Here is a 24,379-nt window from a genome sequence, read left to right as displayed (position 1 = left end):
GCCCCACGTTACCGGGCTAGGGGACGACGACGATCCGGCCCCGGGCCGTGCCCCCGGTCAGGTAGCGGAGGGCGGCGGGGGCCTCCTCCAGGGGGAACGCGCGGTCGACGACCGGGGTGAGCCCGCCCGTCTCCAGCAGCTCCGTGAGCACGGCCATCGACTCCTTCCTGGGCGGCGGGGACCCGGTCGGTTTCGGCAGCTGCCGGTGGAACATGGACTGGGCCATCAGCTTGATCATGCGCGGCAGGCTGCCGAGCACCTGATGGCCCCCGGCGCCGTAGTGGTCGTGACCGATGAGAACGTACGTGCCTTCCGGCTTGAGCACGCGGCGGCATTCCGCGAACGGGTGATTGCCCGGGATGTCGAAGACGAGGTCGTAGCGCTCGCCGCGCCGGGTGAAGTCCTCCTTGGTGTAGTCGATCACGTGGTCGGCGCCGAGCGAGGTCGCCAGGTCGAGCTTGGAGGTGTGCTCGACGCCCGTCACCGTCGCGCCGCGGGCCTTGGCGATCTGCACCGCGAGCCCGCCCACGCCGCCGGCGGCGCCGTTGACCAGCACCTCGCCCAGCGGGCCCGGCGGGAAGTTCATCAGGGTGATGAGCCCGGCGGTGGGCACGGTCGCGGCCTGCTCGAAGCTCACGTCGCCGGGCTTGGGCGCCAGGTTGTCCTCCCGTACGGCGACGTACTCGGCGAAGGTGCCGCCGTTCTTCCACTGCATGCCGTGCAGGGTCTCGCCGAACACCTCGTCGCCCGGCCGGAACCGCGTCACGCCCGCGCCCACCGCCTCGACCACCCCGGCCATGTCCGTGCCGGGAACGCGGACCTTCGGCCGGCGCAGCCCGGACCCCATGACGCGGAGGACGTACGGCCGGCCGGTCACGACATGCCACACGTCGGGGTGCACGGAGGCGGCGCGCACCCGGACGAGCACCTCGTCGTCCTTCACCGCCGGCATGTCGATGTCACGTAATTTCAGGACATCGAATGAGCCATACGCTTCCTGCACGATCGCTCTCATGCCGCCATTCTGCGTCGGCGGCGAACCCAGCGCTGGATCATGTCCGAACTGACGACATTCCCAAGTATTCGGACACGTCGGGCCGTGGGCCCGGAGGAGCGGCGGGCCTGGCGGTGATAGTCGGCGATATGCACGTCGCAAGCGAGACACCCGTATCCCCCGCCGCCCGATTGCTCAGGTCGCTGCCGCACCGGTGGCCGACGCTGGCCGGGCTCGCCTTCGCCGCATTCTCCGGGCTGAACATGGGAGACGCGCGGGACGAGGGGATGGTGGTGTTCCTCGCCGCGCTCGTCTACCTGGCCACCGCCGTCATCGGGAAGCCGGGCGTGGTGTGGACGTTGTTCTGCATGTCCGTGGTGGGGGTGACGGCGCTGCGGCTGTTCGACCTGGACGTGTGGCCGGCGCTGGTCGCGAGCGCCGTCACCCTGGCCGCGCTCGGCCTGGTCAACGGCATGCTGGGCGAGCCAGGGCTCAGGGCCGGCCAGCTCCCCGCGATGCTGGTGTTCGGCGGCGCCGCCCTGGTCGGGCTATCCCTGCCGCCCGTCCTGGGCGGCTGCCTCGTCGCCGCGGCCCTGATCGGGCACGTCGTGCTGGACGTGATCGTCTGGCGGGCGGACAAGGTCGTGACCCGTTCGCTCGCCGAGTTCTGCGCCGTCCTCGACCTCACCCTCGGCGTGACCATCCTGCTCGTCGTCCTGACCTGACCGGACGCTCAGGGGGAGGCCCGCGCCGGTGAGGTGGGGCGCAGGGCGGCCTCGACGATGCGGAGCGCCTCGTGCGGGTCGATGCCGACGCTGGCGACCACGGCCGCGTAGTCGGCGGCGGCGCGGCGGGCGCGTTCGCGGCCCTCCTCGCCGGCGGCCGACACGAACGACCCGGCCCGGCCCCGGGTCTCGATCAGCCCCGCCTCCTCCAGCTCCCGGTACGCCCTGCCCACCGTGTTGACGGCCAGCCCCAGGTTGGCCGCGAGCTGGCGGATCGTCGGCAGCCGGGAGCCGACGGGCAGCGTGCCGTCGTGGATCTGGCCGGCGAGCTGGGCGCGCAGTTGCTCGTACGGAGGGACGGGTGAGGCCGCGTCGATGACGATCATGAAAGGCTCATCACGCGCCGCGCCGTCGTCACGCTCGACGGCGTCCGCATGGTGATCACGATGAGCGCGATCATCCCGATGATCACGAGGGCGATCGACGCGACCTTCCACCAGAGGGGCGCGGCGCCGAAGATCAGCACCACCGGCAGCGACCACGGCACGGTCGGCATGCCGGCCTCGCGCGCGTCCTCGATCCGCATGATGACGTCGGCGGTCAGCGAGGCCTCGTCCTCGGCGACGATCGGACGCGCCAGCAGGTCGCGCAGTTGCAGGACGATCCCGGCGCCGGCCCCGGCGACGCCGACCAGCACGACCAGGGCCGCGTACCGCGCGTCGGCGTCCTGGACGGTCAGCGCGCTCACCACGAGCGCCGTCGCGCCGGCGAAGGTGGCGACGATGAACACGGCGCGCGGCCGGCCGAGCAGGGCCTGCCAGCCGGGCTGGGCCAGGTGGGCCGTCCGGCGCGGCAGGGCCTCGCCGGCCCGCCGGTCGACCCTGCGCACCCACCGGTCGAGCAGCGCCTGCGCCAGCAGCATCCCGACCACCAGCACGATCAGGATCAGCACCGGCACCATGGCGTGCAGCCCGGATTCGCCGGAGACGTAGGCGAGAGCGGCCCCGATGAACAGGCCGGCCGGCAGGATCGCGTTGGCGAGCCGCGCCCGCCGGCGCACCGCGAGCCGCACGGCCAGCAGCGGCGTCGGCCGGACGTCGGGCAGGCCGTGGCCGGTCAGCCAGATCTCCGCCATCTTCAGGTCCTCCGGCCGCACCGCCGGGCCGTGACCGGATAACGCGTCGCTCGACATGACCCCTCCAGTTTGTCGCAAGCATTGTCTTAATATGATGCGTCAAAGCTTGCGACAAATCAAGCGCGTGGTAGAACCCTCGGTGTGGAGGATCGACTTCGGACGCCCGGTGAGCTGCCAGGGCGCGAGGACACCCGATGACGGGCGGCGGGCCGGCCGGGCGGGAGGCGGCCGAGGCGGCGCGGGTGCGGTCCGCGCGGTGGATGGCGGTGTTCTCCCCCGCGATGATCCCGCCGCTGCTGCAGACGTCGGAGTACGCGCGCCTGGCCATCGGCCCGGACGCGGACGACGCGGTGGCCGCCCGGGTCGACGCGCAGGCGGTGCTCCTGGAAGAGGGCCGGCGGTTCGCGTTCGTGCTCACGGAGGGCGCGGTGCGCACCCGGCCGGGGTCACCGTCCCTGATGCCGGCGCAGCTCGACCGGCTGGTGGAGGTCTCGGCGCTGCCGCACGTCCGGCTCGGCGTCGTCCCCTGGCAGGCGGAGGCGGCGGCCTTCCCGCTCCACGGGTTCACCATCTACGACGGCACGGTGAGCGTGGTCGAGACCCTGACCGGTGATCTCACCCTGACCGGAGCGTCCGAGATCGCCGCCCACGAGGAGGCCTTCGAGGCGTTCGCCGCCGCCGCGGTGTACGGCGACGAGCTGCGCGACCTGCTGGCCGACATCGCGACGGACTACCGCACGCTGATCGACCGACTCAAGGCCCGTTGAACCACCGCGCGCCCGGACCCGTCTCAGAGGCATGAGAGGTGCCCTGCTCGTGGCCGCGCTGGTGACCGTCGTTTCCTGCGGGACGGCCCCGGCCGCGACCGTCACGCGATACCAGGCCGAAGGCACCGTGCTGTCCGACGACGAGCACGGACCCCAGCTCTGCGACCTGGTCATGGAGTCCCTTCCGCCCCAGTGCGGCGGGATCGACCTGGCCGGGTGGGACTGGGAGGCGGTCGAGCACTCGGCCCAAGGGGGCGTGCGGTGGGGCGAGTACCACGTGGTCGGCACCTGGGACGGCGCGAAACTGACGCTCACCGAGCCGCCGCGCCCCGCCGGGCGGCGCGACGCTCCGGGCGGCGGGCCGGACTTCACCTCACCGTGCCCGCGACCCGCGGGCGGCTGGCGCCCGGCCGACCCGGCGAAGGCCACTCAGGAGGCGATGGAGGCCGCGCTCGCCAGAGCCCAGGAGCTTCCCGGCTACGCGGGCAGCTGGCTGGACCAGAGCTACCTGGAGGAGATGGAAGGCGACCCCGGGTCGGTCGAGCGCCACGGCAACGACCCGAAGCGGCTCGTCCTGAACGTCCGTTTCACCGGCGACCCCGCCGCTCACGAGGCCGCGATCCGCGAGCTCTGGGGCGGCGCGCTGTGCCTGAGCCCGGCCGAGCACACCGAGGCCGAGCTCCAGGCCGTGCGGGAGCGGGTGGAGAAGGAGGTGGAGGGCCTGCGATCGGCCTCTGTCGACATCCTGGCGGGACGGGTCGAGGCCGGCGTGTGGGTGGTCACTCCGGAGCTGGAGCGAGAGGTCGACGAGCGGTACGGGGAAGGGCTGGTCCACCTCTCGGGCATGCTCCGACCGGTGTGATCGGCCCCGGGAGGTCCCGGGGCCGATCAGCGGGTGGTCAGTCCTTGGCCACCGGCCTGAGGATCTTCCAGAGGAACCAGGCGACCGCCTTGCCCTTGCCGACGCCCGGGGTGTCCGACTCGAAGGGCTTGCTCGCGGGGCCGTGCCCGGTGCCCTGCCAGGGCATGAGCTCCGACTCGCTGCGCGCGGTGCGGGTGTGGGAACCCAGCTCTTCCGGACTGTAGCGGCGCGCTCCCATCTGCTCGTCGATGGAGCGTTTCTGCTCCTCGGAGAGCCCTCTTCGGGGCTGGGACTGGTTACTGGACGGATTTCGCTGTGCCTTGGGCGGGTTCGCGCGTTGTTGCGCCCGGCGGGTGGTGGGCCGGTGGTTGGGTCTGGCCCTGGTTAATTTCGGACGCTGGGCGACGGCGCGTTTGACCTTCGCCGCGGTTCTGGCGCGCGCCCTGGACGCGGCCGCCCGTGCGCGTGACGCCGCGGCGCGGGCGCGGGCCCGTGCGGCCGCCGCGCGGGCTCTCGCCGCGGCCGCTCTGCGCTTGACCGCCTCGGCGGCGGCCTTGCGCATCTTGGCGATGGCCTTCTTCCTGGCCTCGGCGGCGGCCTTCTTCTTGGCCTGGGCGATGGCCTTCTTCCTGGCCGCCTCGATCGCCTTGCGCCGGGCCTCGGCGGCGGCGCGGCGGCGGGCGGCGGCGAGCGCGGCGCGCCGGGCGGCGGCAGCGGCTGCCCTGCGGGCCGCGGCGATCGCCGCCCGCCGGGCCGCGGCCTGGAGGGCGATCCGCAGCGCGATGCCGGCGGCGAACCAGAAGAGCTGCCCGTCGGGGTCGGTCGCGGAGACGGGGCTGTTGCCGGCGTAGGCGTAGCCGTGCAGCTGCTGCGGATCCTGCTCGTCGATGACCGGGTCCACGGACAGGAACCGGCCGATCACCGGGTCGTACTCGCGGGCGCCCAGGTGCACGAGCTTGGTCGTCGGGTCCACGGTCCCGCCGACGAACCCGCGTTCGCCCGGCCACCAGGTGGGCGGGGTGCCCCGGTCGGTGCCGAAGGGGGTCTGGCGGCGGATCGCCACCGCGCCGCTGTCGGCGTCGACGGCGGCGTTGGCGGTGCCGTGGTGGTCGCTGGCGAAGAAGTAGACCTTCCCCGCCGAGTTGCGGACCGCCACCGCCTCGCCGTTGACCGTGTAGTAGCGGGTGCCCTCCACGGTCTGCTTGGCCTGGTCGAGCCGCAACTCCAGGTCGTCCACGTACAGGACGGTGTCGGTGGGGGTGCGGCGGATCAGCCGGTCGCCGTCGGCGTCGTAGACGAACGAGGTGGTCTTGCCGGCCTCGGTGACCGATTCGAGGTTGCCCTCGGCGTCCCAGGTGAGCTGCTGGGAGGAGCTGCCGGTCCGGCGCACGATCGTGTTGCCCGCCGCGTCGTACTCGTAGGAGGACGACTGCTCACCGGCCGGGCCGGTGGGCGTGACGGACGCGAGCGCGTGCGGCCGGGGCTGCCCGGCGGCCGGGTAGGCGTAGTCGCGGACGACCTGGGACCGGCCGCCGAAGGCGTGGTGGGTCTCCTTCGTCCGGTTGCCGGTGGAGTCGTAGGCGTAGCTGGTGGCGTACGGCGCGACGCCGCCGATCAGGGTGGAGCGCGGCTCGGGGGCGGCGCAGGCGTCGGTGGCCGTCCACGCGGCGCTGAGCCGGCGCCGGTGGTCGTAGGTGAAGCACTGGGTGTCGGCGGACGCCCGGTCGGCGATGCGGGTGACGTTGCCCGTCGCGTCGTAGGTGTAGTTCAGGTCCAGGTCGGAGGCGGTTCCGATGTCCCTGTCGAGCTGGGAGCGGATGAGCCTGCGGGTGCCCTCCTCGTGGGTGTAGGTGAGCCACGTCTTGCGCGCGCCGGTGCTGAGCTCGTACTGGAGCGTCTCGCCGAGCTTGCCGTAGCGGGCGTCGGTGACGTACGTGGACAGGCCCTCGACCTTGGTGGGCTGGCGCAGCGCGTCGTACCCGTAGGTGACGGTCTCCGCCGGGAGGCCGCCGGCCTCCGGGAACGTGATGGACTGCACCTGGTCGTCGGCGGTGTAGCGGGTGTTGAAGAGGTACGTGCCGGCCAGCGGGCCTTCGCGTGCCGGGATGGTGACGCTCTGGCGGAGGGTGCGGTACTCCCGGTCGATGGCCTCGATCTTGGCGGAGTAGGCCTGCCCTCCGGCGTACCTGACCGTCTCGGCCAGGTGGCCCTTGGCCAGCACGTCGTAGCGCCACTCGGCCAGCAGCGGCCCGGTGGCCGAGCCCTCACGGGTCGAGGTCCTGCGCCCGAGCAGGTCGTAGGCGTGCACGAGGGTGCGGCCGCGGGCGTCGGTGCTGGACACCTCCTCGTCGAGGTCGTTGAAGACGCGGGTGGTGACGCCCTTGTCCGGGTCCTCGGTCTTGATCTCGCGGTCCCGCAGGTCGTAGTGGTGCCGCCACACGTTGCCCGCGGAGTCGGTCACGGTGGCGAGCCGGCCCGCCTTGTCGTAGGTGTACTTGGTGGCCTCGTACTCGCCGGTCGGGGTCGAGCCCTTGTACTGGCGCAGCTCCACGCCCCGGCCCTCGGCGTCGGCGATGAGGGTGGCGGCGCTCTCGCCGGGCGGCGGGGTGACGTGCGCCCGGTCGGCGGCGCGCCGGACGGTGGACTTCCACTTCTCCTGGCCCTTGACGCGGAAGCTCTGCGAGACCATCTCGCCGGCCCCGTCGAAGGCGGTGACGACCTGGCCGGCGACGTCGTCGTCCGACACCGCGAACACGTTCGTCTCCGGCTCACCGGTGGCGTAGTAGCCCTCGTTGGTCTTGGCCACCTCGCCGATGGAGTTGTGGAAGGTGTCGGTGATGACCCGCCCGCCGCCGGGCGCGGGCTCCTGGGTCTGGCGCGGGCGCATCAGCCCGTCGTAGAGCTCGTGGCTGGCGATGTACGTGCCGTCGGTCGCGAGCGTCCTGGTGGTGACGACGTTCGGGCCGTCGGCGCGGATCAGGTAGGAGTACTCGGTGTTGGGCGACTGGCCCGCCGCCTTGTCCCTGTCGTTCTGCCACACCTTGACCAGGCGGCCGAGCGGGTCGTGCTGCAGGTCGGCGCGGCGGCCGTTCTCGTCGACCTCCGCGACCGGCTCGCCCCAGGCGGGCTCGACGTAGGTGACGTCGGCGTGGCCGAGCGGGTTGGCGGAGCGCACCTCGGTCGCCTGCGCGCCGGTCGCGGGCACGTACGTGGTCGTGGTGGAGCCGCCGGCCGCGTCGGTCTCCGACGTCTCGCGGCCGTAGGCGTCGTACGTGCGCGCCACGTCCAGCACGTACCGCGGCGTGCTCCCCTCGTACGAGGCCAGCTCCTCCTCGCGGGTCACGTCGCCGCGCAGCGGCGGCTGCCCGAACGCGCGCCCGTCGAAGTGGAACCGCTCGTCCGACAGCACGTCGGCGGGCCGCTGCGGCGTCGCCGAGCACGGCTTGGCGACGGTCTCGACGCGGCTGGTGAAGTCGAGCATCCACGCGGCCGGGTCGCGGGCGTGGGTGTAGCGGGTGCAGACGTCGTCAGCGGGGTCGGTGACGTCGCCGAGGTCGCTCACCTGGGTGAGGATGCCGTGCTCGTCGTACGTCCGCTCCTCGGCGGTGCGCAGCCAGGTGCCGTCCTCCTTCAGGTCGCGCACGGTCATCTTCGCGGACTGCACGATGTGGGCCGTCTTGGTCACGCCCTCGAACGTGAACTCGGCCGTCTTGCGCCACCAGGGCTCCTCGGCGGTGGCCGACAGGACCTTCCCGCCGTCGCCGTCGTGCACGATCGTCTCCAGGTCGGCCCCGGAGAGCTGGTCGTGGTCCTCGCGCGCCTTGCCCTCGCTGTCGGTGACCCTGACGTCCTTGCGGCTCCCGTCGGCCAGCCGGTCGTCGTCCATGCCGCGGTAGTAGCGGTGCTCGGTCATCGTGCGCGGCCCGTCCTGGCCGTCGCCCTGACGCACCCGTACGCGGGAGAAACCGCGCCAGTCGGACCAGGTGCGCTCCTTGGGCTTGATCAGGATGTGCTCGGCGTACCGCCAGGCCGCCCCGTCGAGATACTCGTAGTCGGTGACCAGCCAGGGGGAGCGGGCGGTACGGTCGATCTCCACGGTCTGCGCGACCACGTGCTTGTGGAACCAATCGAGCACCTCCATCTCGTCCTGCGGCGTCCACCGTTGCGGGTAGCAGCGCTTGGTGTTGCGGTCGGCGGCGGGCAGGTTGCCCGGCGCGCACTCCTCGGGCGCGTAGTTCACCCGGGTCTCGGCGCCGGCCTCGGAGTTGATCGACTGGATGCGCCACTTGTACAGCGGGGCGCGTCCCTCGTCGGCGTCGACCCGGTTGCGGAGCTGCACCCCGGCGAAGGTCACCTTGGGCAGCGTGACGGTGCCGCCGACGTGGCCGGCGTGCTGGATCGAGGCCAGCCACAGCGCCGGGCTCAGTCCGTCGCCGGTGGCGGGGAAGGAGTGGGTGAGCGTCCAGGAGTCCACGTCCCGGTACGCGCTGCCGGAGCGGACCTGCGTCGTCACCTTCGCCAGCCGCTTGCGGGTCCAGAACGTGGGCGAGGTGCGGTCCTTGCAGCTCTCGCCGGCGTCGCAGTTGCGGTCGAACGGCACGTCGGGCCAGTGGCTCGCGGTGTCCTTGGTGAGCTGGGCCGGCTCGCAGGTGATCGAGCCGCTCGGCAGGCACCGCTCGGCCACGGTGAACACCGCCCGAGCCGCCGGGGCCCCGGAGAACAGCTCGGCCGAGCGGTAGCCGTAGTCGATGCGGGTCAGGTAGCCGCCGCGGACGTACGGGGTGCCCAGGTCGGGCTTCTCGTTGCGTCCGTAGTGGTTGCGCTCGGTCTCGTACCAGTACGTGAGCGCGTTGCCGTGCCGGTCGGCCGAGTAGTCCAGGTTCCACCGCCAGGCCTGCTGGCACCAGGCGTTCGCGGGGGTGGAGTTGTAGCAGGGCTCGCCGGACTCGTTGCCGAACACCGGCACCGTCCAGGCCGACTTCGTCTCGGGCTTGCCCGTGGTCCAGCCGGGCAGCCGGTTGAGGCCGAAGTGGTACTGGGTGCCGTCGGTGGTGGTGAGCCGCCAGTACTCGCCGTCGTTGTCGCCGTTCGTCGCCCCGGTGAGCAGCTCGATCCGGGTGCCGTCGTCGCGCTTGGGCCGCCACTGCTTGGTCGTGGCGTCCTTGACCAGCTCCACGGCCGAGCCGTTGAGCATCAGCGTGGCGTTCTCGTGGTCCCAGCACAGGTCGCCGGTCTTCTTGCCGTCGGCGGTGCAGGACTTGTAGCGGCGCTCGATGTAGCCGCCGGAGGTCAGGTCGAAGCCCTCGCCCGCCCAGGACACCTGGTTGTTGGTGGAGGAGGTGCGGCCGTCGACGCTCTGCGAGGAGTAGCCGAGGCTGATCACGGGCTCCTCGCCGCCGATGGACGGCGGCACCCGCATCGGGTGGTTCCAGCTGAAGTCGCCCGACTGGGGGCCGACGCTCCACTTCGCCGACGGGGCCAGCGACGTGGCCGAGTAGTCGCCCGAGGCGCCCGAGGCGGTGGCGGTCAGCGCGTACAGCTGGGCGCCTTCGACGTTCACCTCGGCCGTCAGCACGCCCGCCTTGACGTCGTTCTCGGCGGGCACCGGCTCCGGCTCGGGGCAGGCGGCGCCCGCGCAGTCCGGCAGCTTGACCAGCTTCAGCCGGTCGGCGTAGTCGCCGCCGAACGCGTGCCGGAAGCCCGAATAGTCCAGCTCGACCCGGGCCGGGCCGCCGCGCGTGGCGCCCTGTCCCCGGGACAGGCGCAGCGGCACTCCCTGGACGCCGGGGGTCTTGGCCCGGTCGAGCACCTCGACCTTGACCCGCTCGGGCGGCGCCTGGGCGCGCCCGCTCGCCGGGGCCTCTACCCGCACCGGCAGCGAACCGGCCTTCACCCAGGCCTTCTCACCCGCGCCCTGCTCGGCCTTGCCCCGCTCCGGCCGGCTCGCGGCGGGCGCGAGCTCGGCGGTGCCCGGCTTCGGCCAGGCCACGGACGGGGCCGCCTTGAGCGCCTTCTCGGCCGTGACGTCCTCGGCCTTGGGCAGCACGGCGACCGGCCGGCCGGGCACCGGCTCCTCCTTCTGGACCTCCGGCCGTTCCCTGCGTTCGGCCTCGGCCGGCATGGCGTACACCAGCGGCACGACGACCACGATCGCCATGGCCGCGCAGGACCGGGCGAACCAGCGGAACTTACGCGGGAACCATTCGAAGATCAGGAAGGTCGAGCGCTCGTAGTCGGGGATCTCCTCGTGGTCGTACATCCTCACCGTCCAGGGGTCGGGCATGGGGGGTGCCGGCGGAGGGTCATTCGGCGGCGAGCCGGGCGACGTCGAGATCGCCCAGTGCGCCCTGGTAGGTGCGGACATCGTCGACGATGCCGGGCCAGTGCCCGGTGAACGCGCCGTCGTGCAGGGTCCGGCCGAGCTGGAGCGGCCCGGTGGCGTTCCAGGTGCTCGCGTGGCCGGTCTCGGTGGTGGCGACGAGCTGCCCGCCCACGTAGACGCGCAGCTTCTTGGCGAGCGCGTCGTACACGCCCGCCACGTGGGTCCATTCCATGACGTACGGGACGGCGTCCGATCGGGTGCGCGTCACCGGCGCCCCGTCCGCGTCGGCGCCGGCCATGCCGAAGGACCAGCGCGGCCCGTCGGCGGCGTAGCCGAGCGCGAAGCCGCGGGCCCGGGTCCCGCGCTGCGCCACCGCCGCGGCGTCGGCCGGCGGCAGCGTGTCGAGCTGGACCCACGCCGTGACGGTGAAGCTGTCGTCGGTGCGCACCGCCGCCCGCGACGCCTCGGCGTGCCCGGCGGCTCCGTCGAGCGCGAGCGCCCCGTCGAGCCAGCCGCTGGTCCAGGAGGTCCCCGGGCCGAGGGTGAGCGGGCCGGTCACGCCCGCCGCGTCGGCCGCGGCGGTGCCGGTCTCCTCGTCCAGCGTCCAGTGGCCGGTGAGCGTGGCCGCGTGGTTGACCAGCTTCACGATCTCGCCAGCGGCCAGGGCCCGGTCGTGCACCCTGACCTCGTCCACCTCGCCGGGCCACGGGTCGGTCTGCCTGCCCTGGTAGCGGGCCTGCCCGAACTGCACCGCCGTCGCCGGTCCGGCCCCTCCGTGGTATGTCACGGGCCCGGCGGCGAGCGTGCCGTTCACGTACAGGGTCATCTTGCGTGTGGCGGAGTCGTAGACGCCGGTGAGGTGGGTCCACTCGTTCGCGGCGGGCACGACGGCGGGGTTGCGCGCCCAGATGGTGTGCGAGGTGCCGCCCGGGTGGTTCATCATGAACGCCCACGACTTGACGCCGCCGCTGTAGCCGAGCCAGAAGCCGCTGTTGTCCTGCCCGCTCTGGCTGACGGCGGCCACGTTGCCCGCGGGCAGCGACGACAGCCGCACCCACGCCGAGACCGCGAGGTTCTGATCGGTCGGCACGACGCCGGCGGCCGTGGCGGCGTACTGGCCGGCGCCGGCGAACTTGAGCGCCTTGCCGGCCCGGCCGTCGGCCCAGGCGGCGCCGGTGACCGCCACCGGATGGGCGCCCGCCTCGTCCCCCGCGGTGGCGCCGGAGCCCTCGTCGAGCCGCCAGTAGCCCGCGGGGCCGGTGCCGGCCCGCACGTTGAACACGTAGCTGCGGATCGGGCCCTGCTTGCCCGCGCCGTCCTTGCTGCGCACGGACAGCACGTTCGGGCCCTCCTCCAGCGGGGTGAGACTGATCGTCGCCGCGCCGCCGGTCGCGCTCACCTCGGTGACGGGGCTGGTGTTGAGCCCGTACAGGAACGAGGTCACGTCGGCCTCGCCGTTCGCGCCGAAGGTGAACTCCCCGGCCCGGCCGAGCCCGTCGCCCCAGGCGTTCTCCGGGTACCGCGCCGAGGAGACCGTCGGCTCGCGGCCCGGCGCGGTGGTGTCCACGCCGATCTCGCAGTACGGGCTCCAGCCGCTGTTCGCCTGGCCGTCCTCGCCGCGCGCCCGCCACCGGATCACCGAGCCGTCCGTGTAGACGCCTGCGGGGACGGTCGCGGTGAACGCGTTGCCGGAGGAGGCCGCGGCGGTGAGGAACTCGCCGCGCTTCGTCCCTGCCGCGTCGTACCACTCGAAGCGGGCCTTCACCGAGTTGTCGCCGTCGCGCAGCTTCGCCCACAGCTTCGGCGTCGCCGTCCCGATCCTCGGCCGTGCCGTGCCGGAGACGCACGCGCCGCCCGGGTCGGACCAGACGTCGGCCGCGACGGGAGTGGTCGGGATGGTGTTGTACTCGACGACGAGCGTGGGGTTGTTGCGGAACTTCTTCCACGCGTACGTGTCGGTCTCGCTGCTGGCGCGCAGGCCCAGCGTGATGTTCGGCCAGCTCTTGGCCGCCGCCTGCACCGCCGCCGCCGTGGCGTCGAACTCCACGCCGCCGGCCGGGCAGGCGGTGCCCCAGCCCTTGGCCACCGTCTGGGTGTTGAGCTTCTCGTACCAGGTCGGCTGGTTGTTCCAGGTGGTGGACTTGCTGATGGTGCCGGTCCGCCAGAGCTCGACGGGCTTCTTGGTGCACGACCACGACCACGTCTCGTACGTGCGCAGGGTGGCCTTGATGATCTGCTTGCCGTGGATGGCGCTGCCGGTGTTCATCTGGAAGAACGAGCGGTTCGTGCCGCCGGTGTCGTTCTCGTGCCCGACGCGCGCCACGTCGCTGGAGTTGAGGTAGTTGGTGGTCGGATACCGCTTCCACACCGCGGTCCACGAGCCGCGCGGCGCGGACACCGACGGGTCCAGGTAGACGGGGTAGCGGGTGTCCGGGTCGGCCAGCATGGCCTTGTCGGGGGTGAGCGTCAGCGCGCGGTCGTCGACCCGCAGGCCCATCGCCTCGTGCCGGGTGCCGGGGTCCGGCCCCTCGCCGGGCCGCTTGGCCAGGGCTCTGACGGTGTCGGGCGAGTCCCACATCAGCGGCGTCGGCGCGGCGAACACCTCCGCGCCCGTCCGGTCCACCGCCTCCATCCCGCCGCCCCGGCCCCGCCGTACGGTGAGGCCCTCCGGCTGGAGGGCGAAGTTCAGCCGGTCGAGCCGGCCGCTCAGCGCGGCCTCCCTGGTCTTGACCACGAGGACGTGCGAGAAGCCGTCCACGTCGGCCGTCACCTGGAGGTCGACGCCGGGCAGCACCTCGGCGTAGGTCGCGGTGGCGCCGTCGAGCACGGGCTCGGGCAGCTTGCCCGGCCAGGTCATCGCGAGGGACTTGGCGCCCCTGGCAACCTTGGCCATCGGGGCGTCGCCGCCGCCGGAGAACCGCAGGTCCACCGCCGTCGCGGCGGGGGCGACCGAGCCGTCGGGCAGGCGGCGCAGGGTGGTGTCGACCGGGGTCCACCGGCCGTCCTGGCGTACCCGGACGGGGCGGGCATTCTGCTCCAGGACGAGGCTGCCCCCGGGGGTGGCGTAGACGGTGCGGGTCTCGGTGCGCAGCGAGCCGACTTCGACGCGTTCGTTCTTCTGGCGGGCCACGTCGAGGGCGCCCCGCTCGGTGGCGGTGTCAGGCGGGGGCTCCCGGTGTGTGACCGGGGTGCCCGCCTGGACGGGGGTCGGTGCTGTCAGCCCTGCCAACAGAAAAGCAGCCGCTGCGGCGACTGCTGTGACGGGTCTGAGGCTCGGACGTAAACGGTGGCCTGGCGATGTTGCGGTGCTCCTGACCCGAGCCATCATGCCTCCGACGACGCTCTGTAAAGCCGGGGATTCAGCGCAAGTGTGTACGCGGGGGAGGGGGTGATCAAGAGGCTGATCGCGGTCTGTAAAGGTTTTCCATGAAACCCGGGTTTTTTGACAACTTTCGCCAAACCGGCCCTGACGCAGGAGATATGGCGGTCGGCAGGCCGCCTTACGCGTCACGGTCAACTTTCATGTCATCAGGGATTGATGAAGACAACTTTCAGAGATATCTTTCCGATCACGTTCCGTGGCCACAGCGAACCCCCCTCACCCCCCTTTTTCCGAGAGGTACGCATGCCCGCAACCGGCAAGCCGACCCGGCCGATGATCATCGCGTTCGTCGTCACCCTCGCCGCCACGCTGGTCCCCCAGGCCGCCTCGGCGTCCACCGCCCTGGCGTCCCACAAGAGCCCGTTCAACTGCGGAAAGACCTTCTACGCCAACAACTGGACCCCCAACCACAACCCGTCGGGCTCCATCGACTGGCAGAGCTACGGCGGCGACGCCACCAACGGCGAGACCGTCCGCGCCACCGCGGCCGGCACCGCGTACTTCTACAACGCCGGCAGCACGAGCTACGGCCAGTGGGTGGAGATCCGGCACAGCGACGGCACCAGGACCCGCTACGCCCACCTCGCCACCATGGTCCGCGCGGCGGGCGGCTCCATGAGCGTCGGCCAGGGCACCGCCATCGGCACCGTCGGCGCCACAGGCGGCACCGACGCCCCGCACCTGCACTACGAGCAGCGCACCTCCACCGGCGCCATGGACACCAGCCCGACCGTCGACGGCGTCACCGTCTCCCTGGGCCAGAAGAAGGCCATCACCAGCACCAACGCCTGCGGCGGCGGCAGCAACCCCTACACCCCGCAGGAAGCCTGCGGCAGCGGCTACGGCGTCATCGACTCCGCCGCGCTCACCGGGGGCCGCGTCTACCTGCTCTACAACTCCGGCAACGGCTACAACTGCGTCGTCACCCTGAAGACCACGAACGTCGGCACGGCCTCGCCGGTGTCGGCCTTCCTGGAACCGCAGGGCTCGACCCGCACGACCGACTCCGGCAGCTACGGCTACTACGCGGGCCCGGTCAAGCGGTCGGCCCCCGGCCAGTGCGTCAAGTGGGGCGGCTCGGTCGGCAGCAGCTCGTACACCAGCCCCTTCGAACACTGCGGCGCCTGACGCCGCTCCGCACTCGTCCGCCTGCGGACCACGGCCTCCGTCCGCAGGCGGCGATTCCCCCGAGATCCAGCCGGGAACCCGCGACGTCCCGTACGGTCGGCGGCATGAGCGCGCAAGATCGGAACGCCGGCGGCGGGATGTCGTGGACCCGCGGGCGGGTCCTGGCGGCGGTCGCCGTGGTGGTGGCCGTGCTGACGGCGTTCCCCGGCGTGCTGCCCAACACGGTGGGCCGGCTCGGCAGCCTGCTGGAGACCTTCCGGCCCTGGGCCGGCCTGGCCGTGCCGGTGCTGCTCGTCCTGGCGCTGCTGCGCCGCTCGGCCCTCGCGCTGGTGGCGCTGGTGCTTCCCTCGGCGGTGTGGGGCGGCCTCTTCGGCGCCCGGCTGTTACCCGCCGGCCAGGGAGCGGCCCACGACCTGACCGTGCTCCAGCACAACGTGAACGACGAGAACCCCGACCCGGAAGGCACCGCCCGCGCGCTCGCCGGAGCCGGGGCCGACCTGATCGCCCTGGAGGAGCTGACGCCCGAGGCCCGGCCGGTGTACGAGGCCGTCCTCGCGCCCGATCACCCGCACCACGTGGTGGTCGGCAGCGTCGGGCTCTGGTCCAGGCATCCCCTCGCGGACTCCGGGCCGGTGGACATCAGGCCGGCGGAGGTCGGAGGCGACTGGAGCCGGGGGCTGCGGGCGACCGTGCGGACACCGTACGGCGACCTGGCCGCGTACGTCGCCCACCTGCCGTCGGTCCGCATCCGGCTGCCCGACGGCTTCGGCTCGGCCTGGCGCGACGAGAGCGCCGGCAAACTGGGCGCCGCCCTCGCGGCGGAGAAGCTGGACCGGATCGTCCTGATGGGCGACCTCAACAGCACCCTCGACGACCGCGGCCTGGCCCCGGTCACCTCGCGGCTGACCCCGGCGGACGAGGGTTTCGGCTTCACCTGGCCCACCGCCTTCCCTCTGGCCAGGATCGACCACGTCATGACCCGGGCGGCGACGCCGGTGACCACGTGGACCCTGCCCGCCACCGGCAGCGACCACCTGCCGGTCGCGGCCCGTATCAAGCTCTGATCAGTCAAGGACGTGGGCGTGCAGGGCGCGCAGCACCGCGTTCGTGCGGTCTCGCGCGCCGAGCTTGAGCAGCACGGTCGAGACGTGGTTCTTGACCGTACCCTCGGCCAGGAACAGCGCCCGCGCGATCTCGCGGTTGCTGTACCCCTCCGCGACCAGCCGCAGCACCTCCAGCTCGCGCTCGGTGAGCTGCTGGATCGCGGGCAGCCCTGCCTCGTCCGGCGGCGGCCGGCGGTGCACCGCCCGCATCAGCCGCTCGGTGATGGACGGCGAGATCAGCGTCCCCCCGCCGGCCAGGACGCGGATCGCCCGGGTCAGCCGCTCCAGCGTCACGTCCTTCAGCAGGTAGCCGCCCGCCCCCGCGCGCATCGCGTCCAGGACGAGAGTGTCGCTGTCGAACGTGGTCAGCACGAGCACCGGCGGCGCGTCACCCGCCCGCTCGCGCAGCGCGTTCAGCGTCCAGATGCCGTCGTGGCGGGGCATGCGCAGATCGAGCAGGACGACGTCGGGGGCGTGCTCCTCGATCGCCGCCAGCGCGGACATGCCGTCGTCGGCCTCCCCCGCCACCTCGATGTCGTCGGTCAGGTCGAGCAGGCTGCGGATGCCCTGCCGCACCAGGGTCTGGTCGTCGACCACGATCACCCGGATCATCGCGCGGGCACCGTCGCCGTCACGCGGAACCCGTCGCTGCCGTCGAGCCTGACGTCGCCGCCGATGGCGTCGATGCGCTCGCGCAGCCCGCGCAGGCCGTTGCCGAGCCGCAGCTCGGGGCTGCCGCGTCCGTCGTCGACGGAGGTGAGCTTGACGGCCTGGCCGGGCGTGTTCTCGATGCTGATGCGCAGCGAGGTCGCGCCGGCGTGCCGGATGGTGTTGGTGACGATCTCCTGTACGGCGCGGATGAGCGTCAGCGTCACCTCCTCGGACAGGCTCACGTCGTCGATGCTGATGCCCACGTCGAGCCCCGGGATGTCGCGTACCAGGGCGTCGAGGGACTCGCGCAGGTCGGGCGCGTCGGCGCGGAGCTGCCCGACGGTCGTGCGCACGTCCCGCAGCAGGTTGCGCGCCACCCCGTCGGCGCGCTCGATGTGGGTGCGGGCGGCGGCGCCCTCGTGGTGCCTGGCGACCTCCAGCTCCAGGGTGAGCGCCGTGAGCTGGTGTCCCATGAGGTCGTGCAGCTCGCGGGCGATGCGCAGGCGCTCGTGCGCCCGCGCGGTGTCGGCCAGGATGACGCTCGCCGCCCGCAGCTCCACGTGCGCCTCGGCCAGCTCGCGGCGCAGCCGCTGCTCCCGGATGATCGCCACCGAGCTGAGCACCGCCGCCGTCTGAATCAGCAGGTACAGCAGCGCGCCGAGACCGATCCCGGTGGGGTCGGCGCCGGCGAGGCCCGCGGTCACGGCGATGACGGCGGTGTTGAGCGCGATCACCACGGGGCCCGCCCACCGTGGCGCGACGTAGGCGCTCAAGGTCGCGGTGAAGACCAGCAGGATCGGCAGCCATCCGGCCCGGGGCGCCGTCAGGACCGTCAGCCAGCCCAGCACGACCGCCGCGGCGTAACAGACCCACGCCGCCTTCTTCTTGTCTTCCTCCCAGACCACGGCGCCCAGGCACGCGAGCATCAGGCCCGCGAACAACGCGCTCCAGACAGGCAGGGGCACCCACGTCTCGGTCACGCCGAGCAGCGTCGGAGCGCCCACCCCGACGCACACCAGCAGCATCGCCAGACCGGCCCACACGTCCGGCTCGATTCGCCGCATGACGCCACTGTACGAGCGATCTGCCCGATCCTGGGGTGCCGAAAGTCATGGGTGCGCCTGCTGACCATCGGCACAGGCGCCCGGCGCCCGCCCCTTCCTAGCGTCGGAGGCATGCCATCAACGCCCGCCGTGGAGGCGGAACGACTGCACAAGCGCTACCGGGCCAAGGTCGCCGTCGAGGAGGTCAGCCTGTCGGTCGGCGCCGGGGAGATCTTCGGCGTCCTGGGGCGCAACGGGGCCGGCAAGACGACCACCGTCGAGATGATCGCCGGTCTCCGGCGGCCCGACTGCGGCACCGTCCGCGTGCTCGGCCTGGACGTCCGGCGCGACCGCGCCCGGCTGCGCCAGGTCCTCGGCGTCCAGCTGCAGGACGCCACCCTGCACCATGCGCTGACCGTCACCGAGCTGGTCCGGCTGTACGCGACCTTCTACCCCGACCCGGTGCCGGCCGGGGAGCTGATCGAGTCGGTCAGCCTGACCGACTCCGCCCGCACCCGGTTCGACAACCTCTCCGGCGGCCAGCAGCAACGGCTGTCGATCGCGCTGGCCCTCATCGGACGCCCCCGGGTGGTGATCCTCGACGAGCTCACCACCGGGCTCGACCCCGAGGCGCGCCGTCACATGTGGGCGACCGTCGAAGGGCTGCGCGAGTCCGGCGTGACCGTCCTGCTCGTCAGCCACGCCATGGAGGAGGTCGAGCGGCTGTGCGACCGGGTCGCGCTGCTCGACGCGGGCCGGGTCGTCGCCCTCGACTCGCCCGCCGGGCTGGTCAGGCGGGCCGGGTTCGCCCAGCGGGTCACCTTCCGCGCGGCCTCCCCCGTACCGGAAGGGCTCCTGGAAGGGCTCGCCGAGGTCGAGCGCGTCCGGGCGGACGGCGACCGCGTCACGGTCGAGGGCAAGGGAGACCTGCTCCAGGCCGTCAGCGTCGCGCTCGTCAGGGCCGGCGTCGTGGCCACCGAGACCCGCAGCGTGCAGGCCAACCTGGACGACGCGTTCGTCGCGCTGACCGGGCACCGGCTGGACCCCGAGGAGGAGAGCACCCGATGACGGAGATCCCCGTGTACCGGCCCGGCCCGCGAGCCTTCGGACAGATGCTGATCTGCGAGCTCAAGATGGTGGCCCGCGACACCGCCGGGCTGATCGTGCCGATCGGCATGCCCGTGCTCATCCTGGTGATGAACGCCTCGTCCGCCGGCGAGCACGTCGTCGCGCACGGCCGCACGGCGCTCGACGTGTTCGTGCTGCCCCTGGTGTTCGCCATCGTCATGGCCACGACCGGCATCGTCAACATGCCGAGCTTCCTGGCCGCCTACCGGCACAGCGGCATCCTGCGCCGTCTCGGCGTGACCCCCGCCTCGCCCATGATGGTCCTGGTCGCCCAGGCGGTGGTCGGGATCGTGCAGATCGCCGTGGGCATCGCGGTCGCCTACGCCGTGGCCATGCTGGCGTTCGGAGCCAACACGCCGGTGAACATCGGCGCGGCGCTCGGCGTGCTGGCGCTGACGGTGGCCGCCATGTACGCCGTGGGCCTGATCGTCGCCGCCCTGTCGCCCACCCCGAACTCCGCCGTGGCGATCGGCCTGACCCTCTTCTTCCTCCTGGGGGCCACCGGCGGCATGTTCGGCGGGATGCAGAACCTGCCGGAGGCGGTCGCGACGATCGGGCAGTGGCTGCCGTTCGGCGCCGGCGTCCAGGCCCTGTCGTCCGCCTGGGTCGGCGCGCCCGTCGAGGCCGCCCACCTGGTCGCCCTGGCGGCGAACGTGGTGTTCGGCACGGTGATCGCGGCGGTGTTCTTCCGCTGGGACTAGCCACGACGGGTCGGCCCGACACCCCTATGACGCTATGAAGACGCCGCTATTGGATTGCAATGGCGTCAGAATAGCGTCATAGTGGCGTCATGGACCTCGCACCATATGTCGATCACCTCCGCCGCGAGCTGGCGATCGCCGCAGGGGCGGGCGGCGAGGAAGCCCGCGTGCTGGGCGAACGCCTCGCCGCCACGCTGGAGTCGGCCACCCGGCTCGCGCTGCTTGAAGCTCTTTCCGCCGCCGCCGACGAGATCACCCGCGACCTCGCGCCCGGCTCCGTCGAGGTGCGCCTGCGCGGCCGCGACCCCGGTTTCGTCGTGACGCCACCGCCGGGCGGCAGCTCGTACGAGGACGAGGGTGAGAGCGACCGGCCCGCCGCGCCACCGCCCGCCCCGCCACCGCCGGACGCCGACGAGGGCGGCACGGCCCGGATCTCGCTCCGGGTTCCCGAGCACCTCAAGCCGCGCATCGAGGAGGCGGCGGCCCGCGACGGCCTGTCGGTCAACGCCTGGCTGGTCCGCGCCGTGTCCGCCGCCCTCGACCCCGGCGAGACCGGACGCCGCGCCACCCGGCAGAGCGGCAACCGCTACAGCGGATGGGTGCGCTGATGACCACGCCGACCCATGACGAGGGGACCATGATGCCCGCTTTCCACACCCCCGAGCCGATCCTGGCCATCATCGACATGGCGACCGCCACCGTCCGGGTCAACGCCGGCGACCGCGACGACACGGTGGCGGAGATCCGCCCGGCCGACGAGTTCGACGACGCCGACGTGCGGGCCGCCGAGCGCGCCGAGGTCGAGTACGCCGGCGGCAGGCTCCTGGTCCGGGCCGACAAGGACACCTCCGACCGGGACCTGTCTCTCGGCAAGCTCGTGGAGTCGCCCGCCGACTGGGCGCGCTCGCTGCTGCTCGGCCAGGGCGGCTCGGTCCAGGTCACCATCGACCTGCCCGCGGGCTCCCGCCTCGACGTCAAGCGGGCGGCGGGCCTGCGCTGCCGCGGGCCGCTCGGCGAGGTGGCGTTCACCACCTCCTACGGCGACATCCAGGTGGAAGCGGCCGGCCGGCTCCGCCTGAAGACCACGTACGGCGACATCTCGGTCACCCGCGCGGCCGGGCACGCCGAGATCACCACGGACCACGGCGACATCCGCGTCGGCGAGATCGACGGCACGGCGGTGATCAGGAACTCGCACGGCGAGATCCGCCTCCGGGAGGTCACCGGCGAGCTGCGGCTGAACACGGCCCACGGCGACGCCGCCGTCGACCGCGTCCTGGCCGGCGTCGTCGCCAAGACGGCGTACGGCAGCGTCCGGATCGGCGAGGCGGTCCGCGGCTCGGTCGTCATGGAGACCACCGGCGGCGGGCTGGAGCTGGGCATCCGCGACGGCAGCGCCGCCTGGCTGGACGTGAGCTCGAAGTACGGATCCGTGGACGTCGGCCTGGACTCCGCCGACGGCCCCGGCCCGGCCGGCGACGTCGTCAAGGTGCGGGCCCACACCTCCTACGGCGACATCGTCATCCACCGTTCCTGACAAGTGAGGAGAAGCTCATGCCTGACGCGATCGTGGCCGAAGGTCTGGTCAAGAAGTACGGCGACGTCGTCGCCCTCGACGGGATGGACCTGACCGTCCCGGAAGGGACCGTGCTCGGGCTGCTCGGCCCGAACGGCGCCGGCAAGACCACCACGGTGCGGATCCTGACCACCTTGCTGACACCGGACGCCGGACACGCCACGGTGGCCGGGTTCGACGTCGTCCGCGACGCGCGCCGGTTACGCGCCCGGATCGGCGCCTCCGGCCAGTACGCCGCCGTCGACGACCATCTCACCGGCGCCGAGAACCTGGAGATGGTCGGCCGCCTCTACCACCTGGGCACCAGGCGCAGCCGGGAGCGCGCCCGCGAGCTGCTGGAGCGCTTCGACCTGACGGGCGCCGCCGACCGCCCGGTGCAGGGCTACTCGGGAGGCATGCGGCGCCGGCTCGACCTGGCCGGCGCGCTGGTGGCCGACCCGCCGGTGCTGTTCCTCGACGAGCCCACCACCGGCCTGGACCCGCGGGCCAGGGCGAGCCTGTGGGACGTCATCTCCGAGCTCGTCGCGGCGGGCACGACGGTGCTGCTCACCACCCAGTACATGGAGGAGGCCGACCGGCTCGCCGACCGCGTCGCGGTGGTCGACCACGGACGCGTCATCGCGCTCGGCACCGCCGACGAGCTCAAGAGCCACGTCGGCGGCGACCGGATCGAGCTGTCGGTGACGAGCGCCGCGGACCTGGCGTCCGCGACGCGCGTGCTGGCCCCGCTGTCCGCGGGCGCCCCGCAGAGCGACGCGACCGCCCTGCGGGTGACGATCCCGGTCGCGGGCGGCGCGTCCGCGCTCACCGAGGCGCTGGTCCGCCTGGCCGCCGAACGCATCACCGTACGCGACGCCGGGCTGCGCCGGCCGACCCTGGACGACGTGTTCCTGACCCTCACGGGACGCGAGGCCGACGAGAAGACCAAGGAGACCGCACGATGAACACCCTGCATCTCGCCGTCGCCGACGGCGTGACGATCGCCAGGCGCAACGCCCTGAAGATCCGGCGGGCGCCCGACCTGCTGGGCGGCGTCGTCATGCTCCCGATCGTGCTCGTGCTGCTGTTCACGTACGTCTTCGGCAGCATGATCAGCCTGCCGGGCGTGTCGTACGTGGAGTACCTGCTGCCCGGGATCTTCGTCATGACGATCGTCTCCAGCGGGCAGATCACCGGCTACACGCTGACCCAGGACCTGCAGAGGGGCATCTTCGACCGGTTCCGGACGCTGCCGATGTCGCCCTCGGCGGTGCTGACCGGTCAGACCGTCGCCGACGTCATCATGAACGTCACCAGCATCGTGACGATGGCGCTCGTCGGGCTGCTCGTCGGGTGGCGCGTGCACACCTCGCCGTGGGAGGCGGCCCTGGGGTTCCTCATGCTGCTGCTGTTCGCGTACGCCTTCTCCTGGGTGACGGCGACGGTCGCGCTGGCCCTGCGCACGCCCGAGGTCTTCAACAACGTGGCCACGATCATGTCGTTCCCGATGGTCTTCCTGTCGAACGCGTTCGTCGACAGCGCGCGCCTGCCCGGCCCGCTGAAGCCGATCGCCGAATGGAACCCGGTCTCCACGCTCGTCCAGGCCTCACGCGAGCTGTTCGGCAACACCAGCCCCGCCCTGCCCGTCCCCGACGCCTGGCCGCTGCGGCACGCGGTGCCGGTGTCGTTCCTCTGGTCGGTGCTGCTCCTGGCCGTGTTCGCGCCGCTCGCCACGCGGCTGTACAAGAAGGCCGTCAGCCGATGACCCCCGACGACCGCGAGATGGCGGTGGAGCTGGTCCAGCAGGCGTACGCGGACGGCCGGCTCCAGCCCGCCGAGCTGGAACAGCGCCTCGAACTCGCCCTGACCGCCACCTCATGGAAGGACCTGGAGCCGATCCTCGCCGACCTGCCGGACGACGTGGTCCTGCTCGAGACCACCGGCGGAAGCATCAGGCGAGCGGGCGACTGGCAGGTCCCGCGCCGCCTGCGCGTCAGCTCCGAGTACGGCAGGGTACGGCTCGACCTGTCGCAGGCCGTCATCCGGCATCCGCACATCGACATCGAGCTCCGGCTCCCGTTCGGCAGCGCCACGATCATCCTGCCCGCCGGGGCGAGCGCGAACGCCGACGGGGTGCGCACCGAATGGGGCTCCGTGGTGTGGAAGGCCCCCGCCTCCCGGCTCGCCGGCGGGCCGCACGTCCGGATCACCGGCGAGCTGACCTACGGCCGCCTCACCGTCCGCACCGCCCACTCCGGCTCCTTCGTCAGGAGACGGTGATGGTGGAGCCGTTGGCGGCCAGGCCGAAGATCTGGATGCAGTTGGCGCCATGGTCGGCGATCAGCCAGGCGTGGTTGCCGAACGAGTCGATCCGGTAGTTGTGACCGGGCTCCAGCGTCGTGTATTGCTGCCGGTTTCCCGCGCTGTCCAGCCAATGGATCTGTATGGAGTACGGGCTCTCGTTGATCACCATCAGCTGTGAGGGCCATCCGTTCACCGAGTGGAGCCGGCCTTCCACGGAACAGGCGTAGGCGCTGGCACCGGCATGGGTGAACGAATATCGGTACGAATCAGGATCGGGTGTTTCCGTTTCCTCCACGACAGGCTCTTCGGTCTCCTCCTCGACCGGCTCTTCGGTCGGCTCCTCGGATGGCTCCTGGCTGGGCTCTTCTGAGGAGTCGGCCGGAGAGGGTGAGCTGGTCGGACTGGGTGTTGGATCGGTCCACGATGTCTCCTGCCATAACGGCACTACCGCCACGACAAGGGATAGGATGCCGACAATTCCTGCTATTACCGTCCAAAAAGCTACAGATCGCGGCCCCAGCCATCCGCGGGAATTCGAAGAGGAATTCGCCATGTCACCCTCCTGAACACTGACCGCGC

Annotated in this window: 20 protein-coding genes; 12 read left to right on the top strand and 8 right to left on the bottom strand. The window is 72.3% G+C overall.

What is annotated here, in order from left to right; all coding sequences use genetic code 11:
- Positions 1-16 precede the first annotated feature (16 nt).
- Positions 17-1,015: an NAD(P)-dependent alcohol dehydrogenase gene (locus AB0K05_RS32005; protein ID WP_364234083.1), complete on the bottom strand. Its 999-nt coding sequence runs from the start codon at positions 1,013-1,015 to the stop codon at positions 17-19.
- Positions 1,016-1,143: 128 nt separating this feature from the next.
- Between AB0K05_RS32005 and AB0K05_RS32000 the strand changes: the two genes are divergently transcribed.
- Positions 1,144-1,719 (top strand): hypothetical protein, encoded by a 576-nt coding sequence (locus AB0K05_RS32000; protein ID WP_271278700.1) that lies wholly within the window; start codon positions 1,144-1,146, stop codon positions 1,717-1,719.
- Between the two features lie 8 nt (positions 1,720-1,727).
- Here AB0K05_RS32000 and AB0K05_RS31995 read toward each other — a convergent pair whose 3' ends face one another.
- Positions 1,728-2,105, bottom strand: coding sequence for a GntR family transcriptional regulator (locus tag AB0K05_RS31995; protein ID WP_148035843.1), 378 nt, complete (start codon positions 2,103-2,105; stop codon positions 1,728-1,730).
- Complete coding sequence (locus AB0K05_RS31990) at positions 2,102-2,911, bottom strand: hypothetical protein (protein ID WP_364234078.1); 810 nt, start codon at positions 2,909-2,911, stop codon at positions 2,102-2,104. The genes AB0K05_RS31995 and AB0K05_RS31990 overlap by 4 nt, the downstream gene beginning before the upstream one ends.
- A 137-nt stretch (positions 2,912-3,048) precedes the next feature.
- On the opposite strand from AB0K05_RS31990, the gene AB0K05_RS31985 reads away from it, so the two are divergent.
- Both AB0K05_RS31985 and AB0K05_RS31980 read left to right on the top strand, forming a co-directional pair.
- Positions 3,049-3,621, top strand: coding sequence for a DUF5753 domain-containing protein (locus AB0K05_RS31985; RefSeq protein ID WP_364234076.1), 573 nt, complete (start codon positions 3,049-3,051; stop codon positions 3,619-3,621).
- 31 nt (positions 3,622-3,652) lie between these two features.
- On the top strand, positions 3,653-4,483 hold the full coding sequence (locus AB0K05_RS31980) for a hypothetical protein (RefSeq protein ID WP_364234073.1): 831 nt from the start codon (positions 3,653-3,655) through the stop codon (positions 4,481-4,483).
- 37 nt (positions 4,484-4,520) lie between these two features.
- Here AB0K05_RS31980 and AB0K05_RS31975 read toward each other — a convergent pair whose 3' ends face one another.
- Positions 4,521-10,742: an RHS repeat-associated core domain-containing protein gene (locus tag AB0K05_RS31975; RefSeq protein ID WP_364234071.1), complete on the bottom strand. Its 6,222-nt coding sequence runs from the start codon at positions 10,740-10,742 to the stop codon at positions 4,521-4,523.
- A 43-nt stretch (positions 10,743-10,785) separates the two neighbouring features.
- Positions 10,786-14,034, bottom strand: coding sequence for a LamG-like jellyroll fold domain-containing protein (locus tag AB0K05_RS31970; protein WP_364234068.1), 3,249 nt, complete (start codon positions 14,032-14,034; stop codon positions 10,786-10,788).
- 396 nt (positions 14,035-14,430) lie between these two features.
- Here AB0K05_RS31970 and AB0K05_RS31965 point away from each other — a divergent pair, with 396 nt between their 5' ends.
- A complete protein-coding gene (locus AB0K05_RS31965; protein WP_364234066.1) occupies positions 14,431-15,315 on the top strand; it encodes a M23 family metallopeptidase in 885 nt (294 codons plus the stop codon).
- A 104-nt stretch (positions 15,316-15,419) separates the two neighbouring features.
- The gene (locus AB0K05_RS31960; protein WP_364234064.1) at positions 15,420-16,379 is read left to right on the top strand and encodes an endonuclease/exonuclease/phosphatase family protein; all 960 of its coding nucleotides are present in this window, start codon (positions 15,420-15,422) and stop codon (positions 16,377-16,379) included.
- On the opposite strand, the gene AB0K05_RS31955 is transcribed toward AB0K05_RS31960, so the two are convergent.
- Together AB0K05_RS31955 and AB0K05_RS31950 are read right to left on the bottom strand one after the other, a co-directional pair.
- Positions 16,380-17,030 (bottom strand): response regulator transcription factor, encoded by a 651-nt coding sequence (locus AB0K05_RS31955; protein ID WP_219546841.1) that lies wholly within the window; start codon positions 17,028-17,030, stop codon positions 16,380-16,382.
- A complete protein-coding gene (locus AB0K05_RS31950; protein ID WP_364234061.1) occupies positions 17,027-18,133 on the bottom strand; it encodes a histidine kinase in 1,107 nt (368 codons plus the stop codon). Before AB0K05_RS31950 ends, AB0K05_RS31955 begins: the two co-directional genes overlap by 4 nt.
- 111 nt (positions 18,134-18,244) lie before the next feature.
- On the opposite strand from AB0K05_RS31950, the gene AB0K05_RS31945 reads away from it, so the two are divergent.
- The 7 genes from AB0K05_RS31945 to AB0K05_RS31915 all read left to right on the top strand — a co-directional run bounded on the left by AB0K05_RS31945 (position 18,245) and on the right by AB0K05_RS31915 (position 23,776).
- Positions 18,245-19,180, top strand: coding sequence for an ABC transporter ATP-binding protein (locus tag AB0K05_RS31945; RefSeq protein WP_364234058.1), 936 nt, complete (start codon positions 18,245-18,247; stop codon positions 19,178-19,180).
- Positions 19,177-19,941 carry an ABC transporter permease gene (locus AB0K05_RS31940; protein ID WP_364234056.1) on the top strand — a complete coding sequence of 255 codons (765 nt, stop codon included), beginning with the start codon at positions 19,177-19,179 and terminating at the stop codon, positions 19,939-19,941. Before AB0K05_RS31945 ends, AB0K05_RS31940 begins: the two co-directional genes overlap by 4 nt.
- 89 nt (positions 19,942-20,030) lie before the next feature.
- Positions 20,031-20,549, top strand: a complete 519-nt coding sequence (locus AB0K05_RS31935; protein ID WP_219546837.1) for a toxin-antitoxin system HicB family antitoxin — start codon at positions 20,031-20,033, stop codon at positions 20,547-20,549.
- Complete coding sequence (locus AB0K05_RS31930; RefSeq protein ID WP_364234054.1) at positions 20,549-21,478, top strand: DUF4097 family beta strand repeat-containing protein; 930 nt, start codon at positions 20,549-20,551, stop codon at positions 21,476-21,478. The genes AB0K05_RS31935 and AB0K05_RS31930 overlap by 1 nt, the downstream gene beginning before the upstream one ends.
- Before the next feature lie 17 nt (positions 21,479-21,495).
- Positions 21,496-22,461, top strand: coding sequence for an ATP-binding cassette domain-containing protein (locus AB0K05_RS31925; RefSeq protein WP_148035855.1), 966 nt, complete (start codon positions 21,496-21,498; stop codon positions 22,459-22,461).
- The gene (locus AB0K05_RS31920; protein WP_148035856.1) at positions 22,458-23,261 is read left to right on the top strand and encodes an ABC transporter permease; all 804 of its coding nucleotides are present in this window, start codon (positions 22,458-22,460) and stop codon (positions 23,259-23,261) included. Before AB0K05_RS31925 ends, AB0K05_RS31920 begins: the two co-directional genes overlap by 4 nt.
- Positions 23,258-23,776, top strand: a complete 519-nt coding sequence (locus AB0K05_RS31915) for a DUF1707 domain-containing protein (RefSeq protein WP_364234050.1) — start codon at positions 23,258-23,260, stop codon at positions 23,774-23,776. Before AB0K05_RS31920 ends, AB0K05_RS31915 begins: the two co-directional genes overlap by 4 nt.
- Here the strand turns inward: AB0K05_RS31915 and AB0K05_RS31910 are convergent.
- Complete coding sequence (locus AB0K05_RS31910; protein ID WP_271277031.1) at positions 23,763-24,254, bottom strand: hypothetical protein; 492 nt, start codon at positions 24,252-24,254, stop codon at positions 23,763-23,765. The two genes, AB0K05_RS31915 and AB0K05_RS31910, sit on opposite strands and share 14 nt — an antisense overlap.
- Positions 24,255-24,379 lie beyond the last annotated feature (125 nt).

Origin of the sequence: Nonomuraea sp. NPDC049486, assembly GCF_040676925.1 — a bacterium.
Taxonomy (GTDB): domain Bacteria; phylum Actinomycetota; class Actinomycetes; order Streptosporangiales; family Streptosporangiaceae; genus Nonomuraea; species Nonomuraea ferruginea.
Note: the sequence above shows the minus strand (reverse complement) of the source record. Positions and strands in the feature narration are given on the sequence as shown.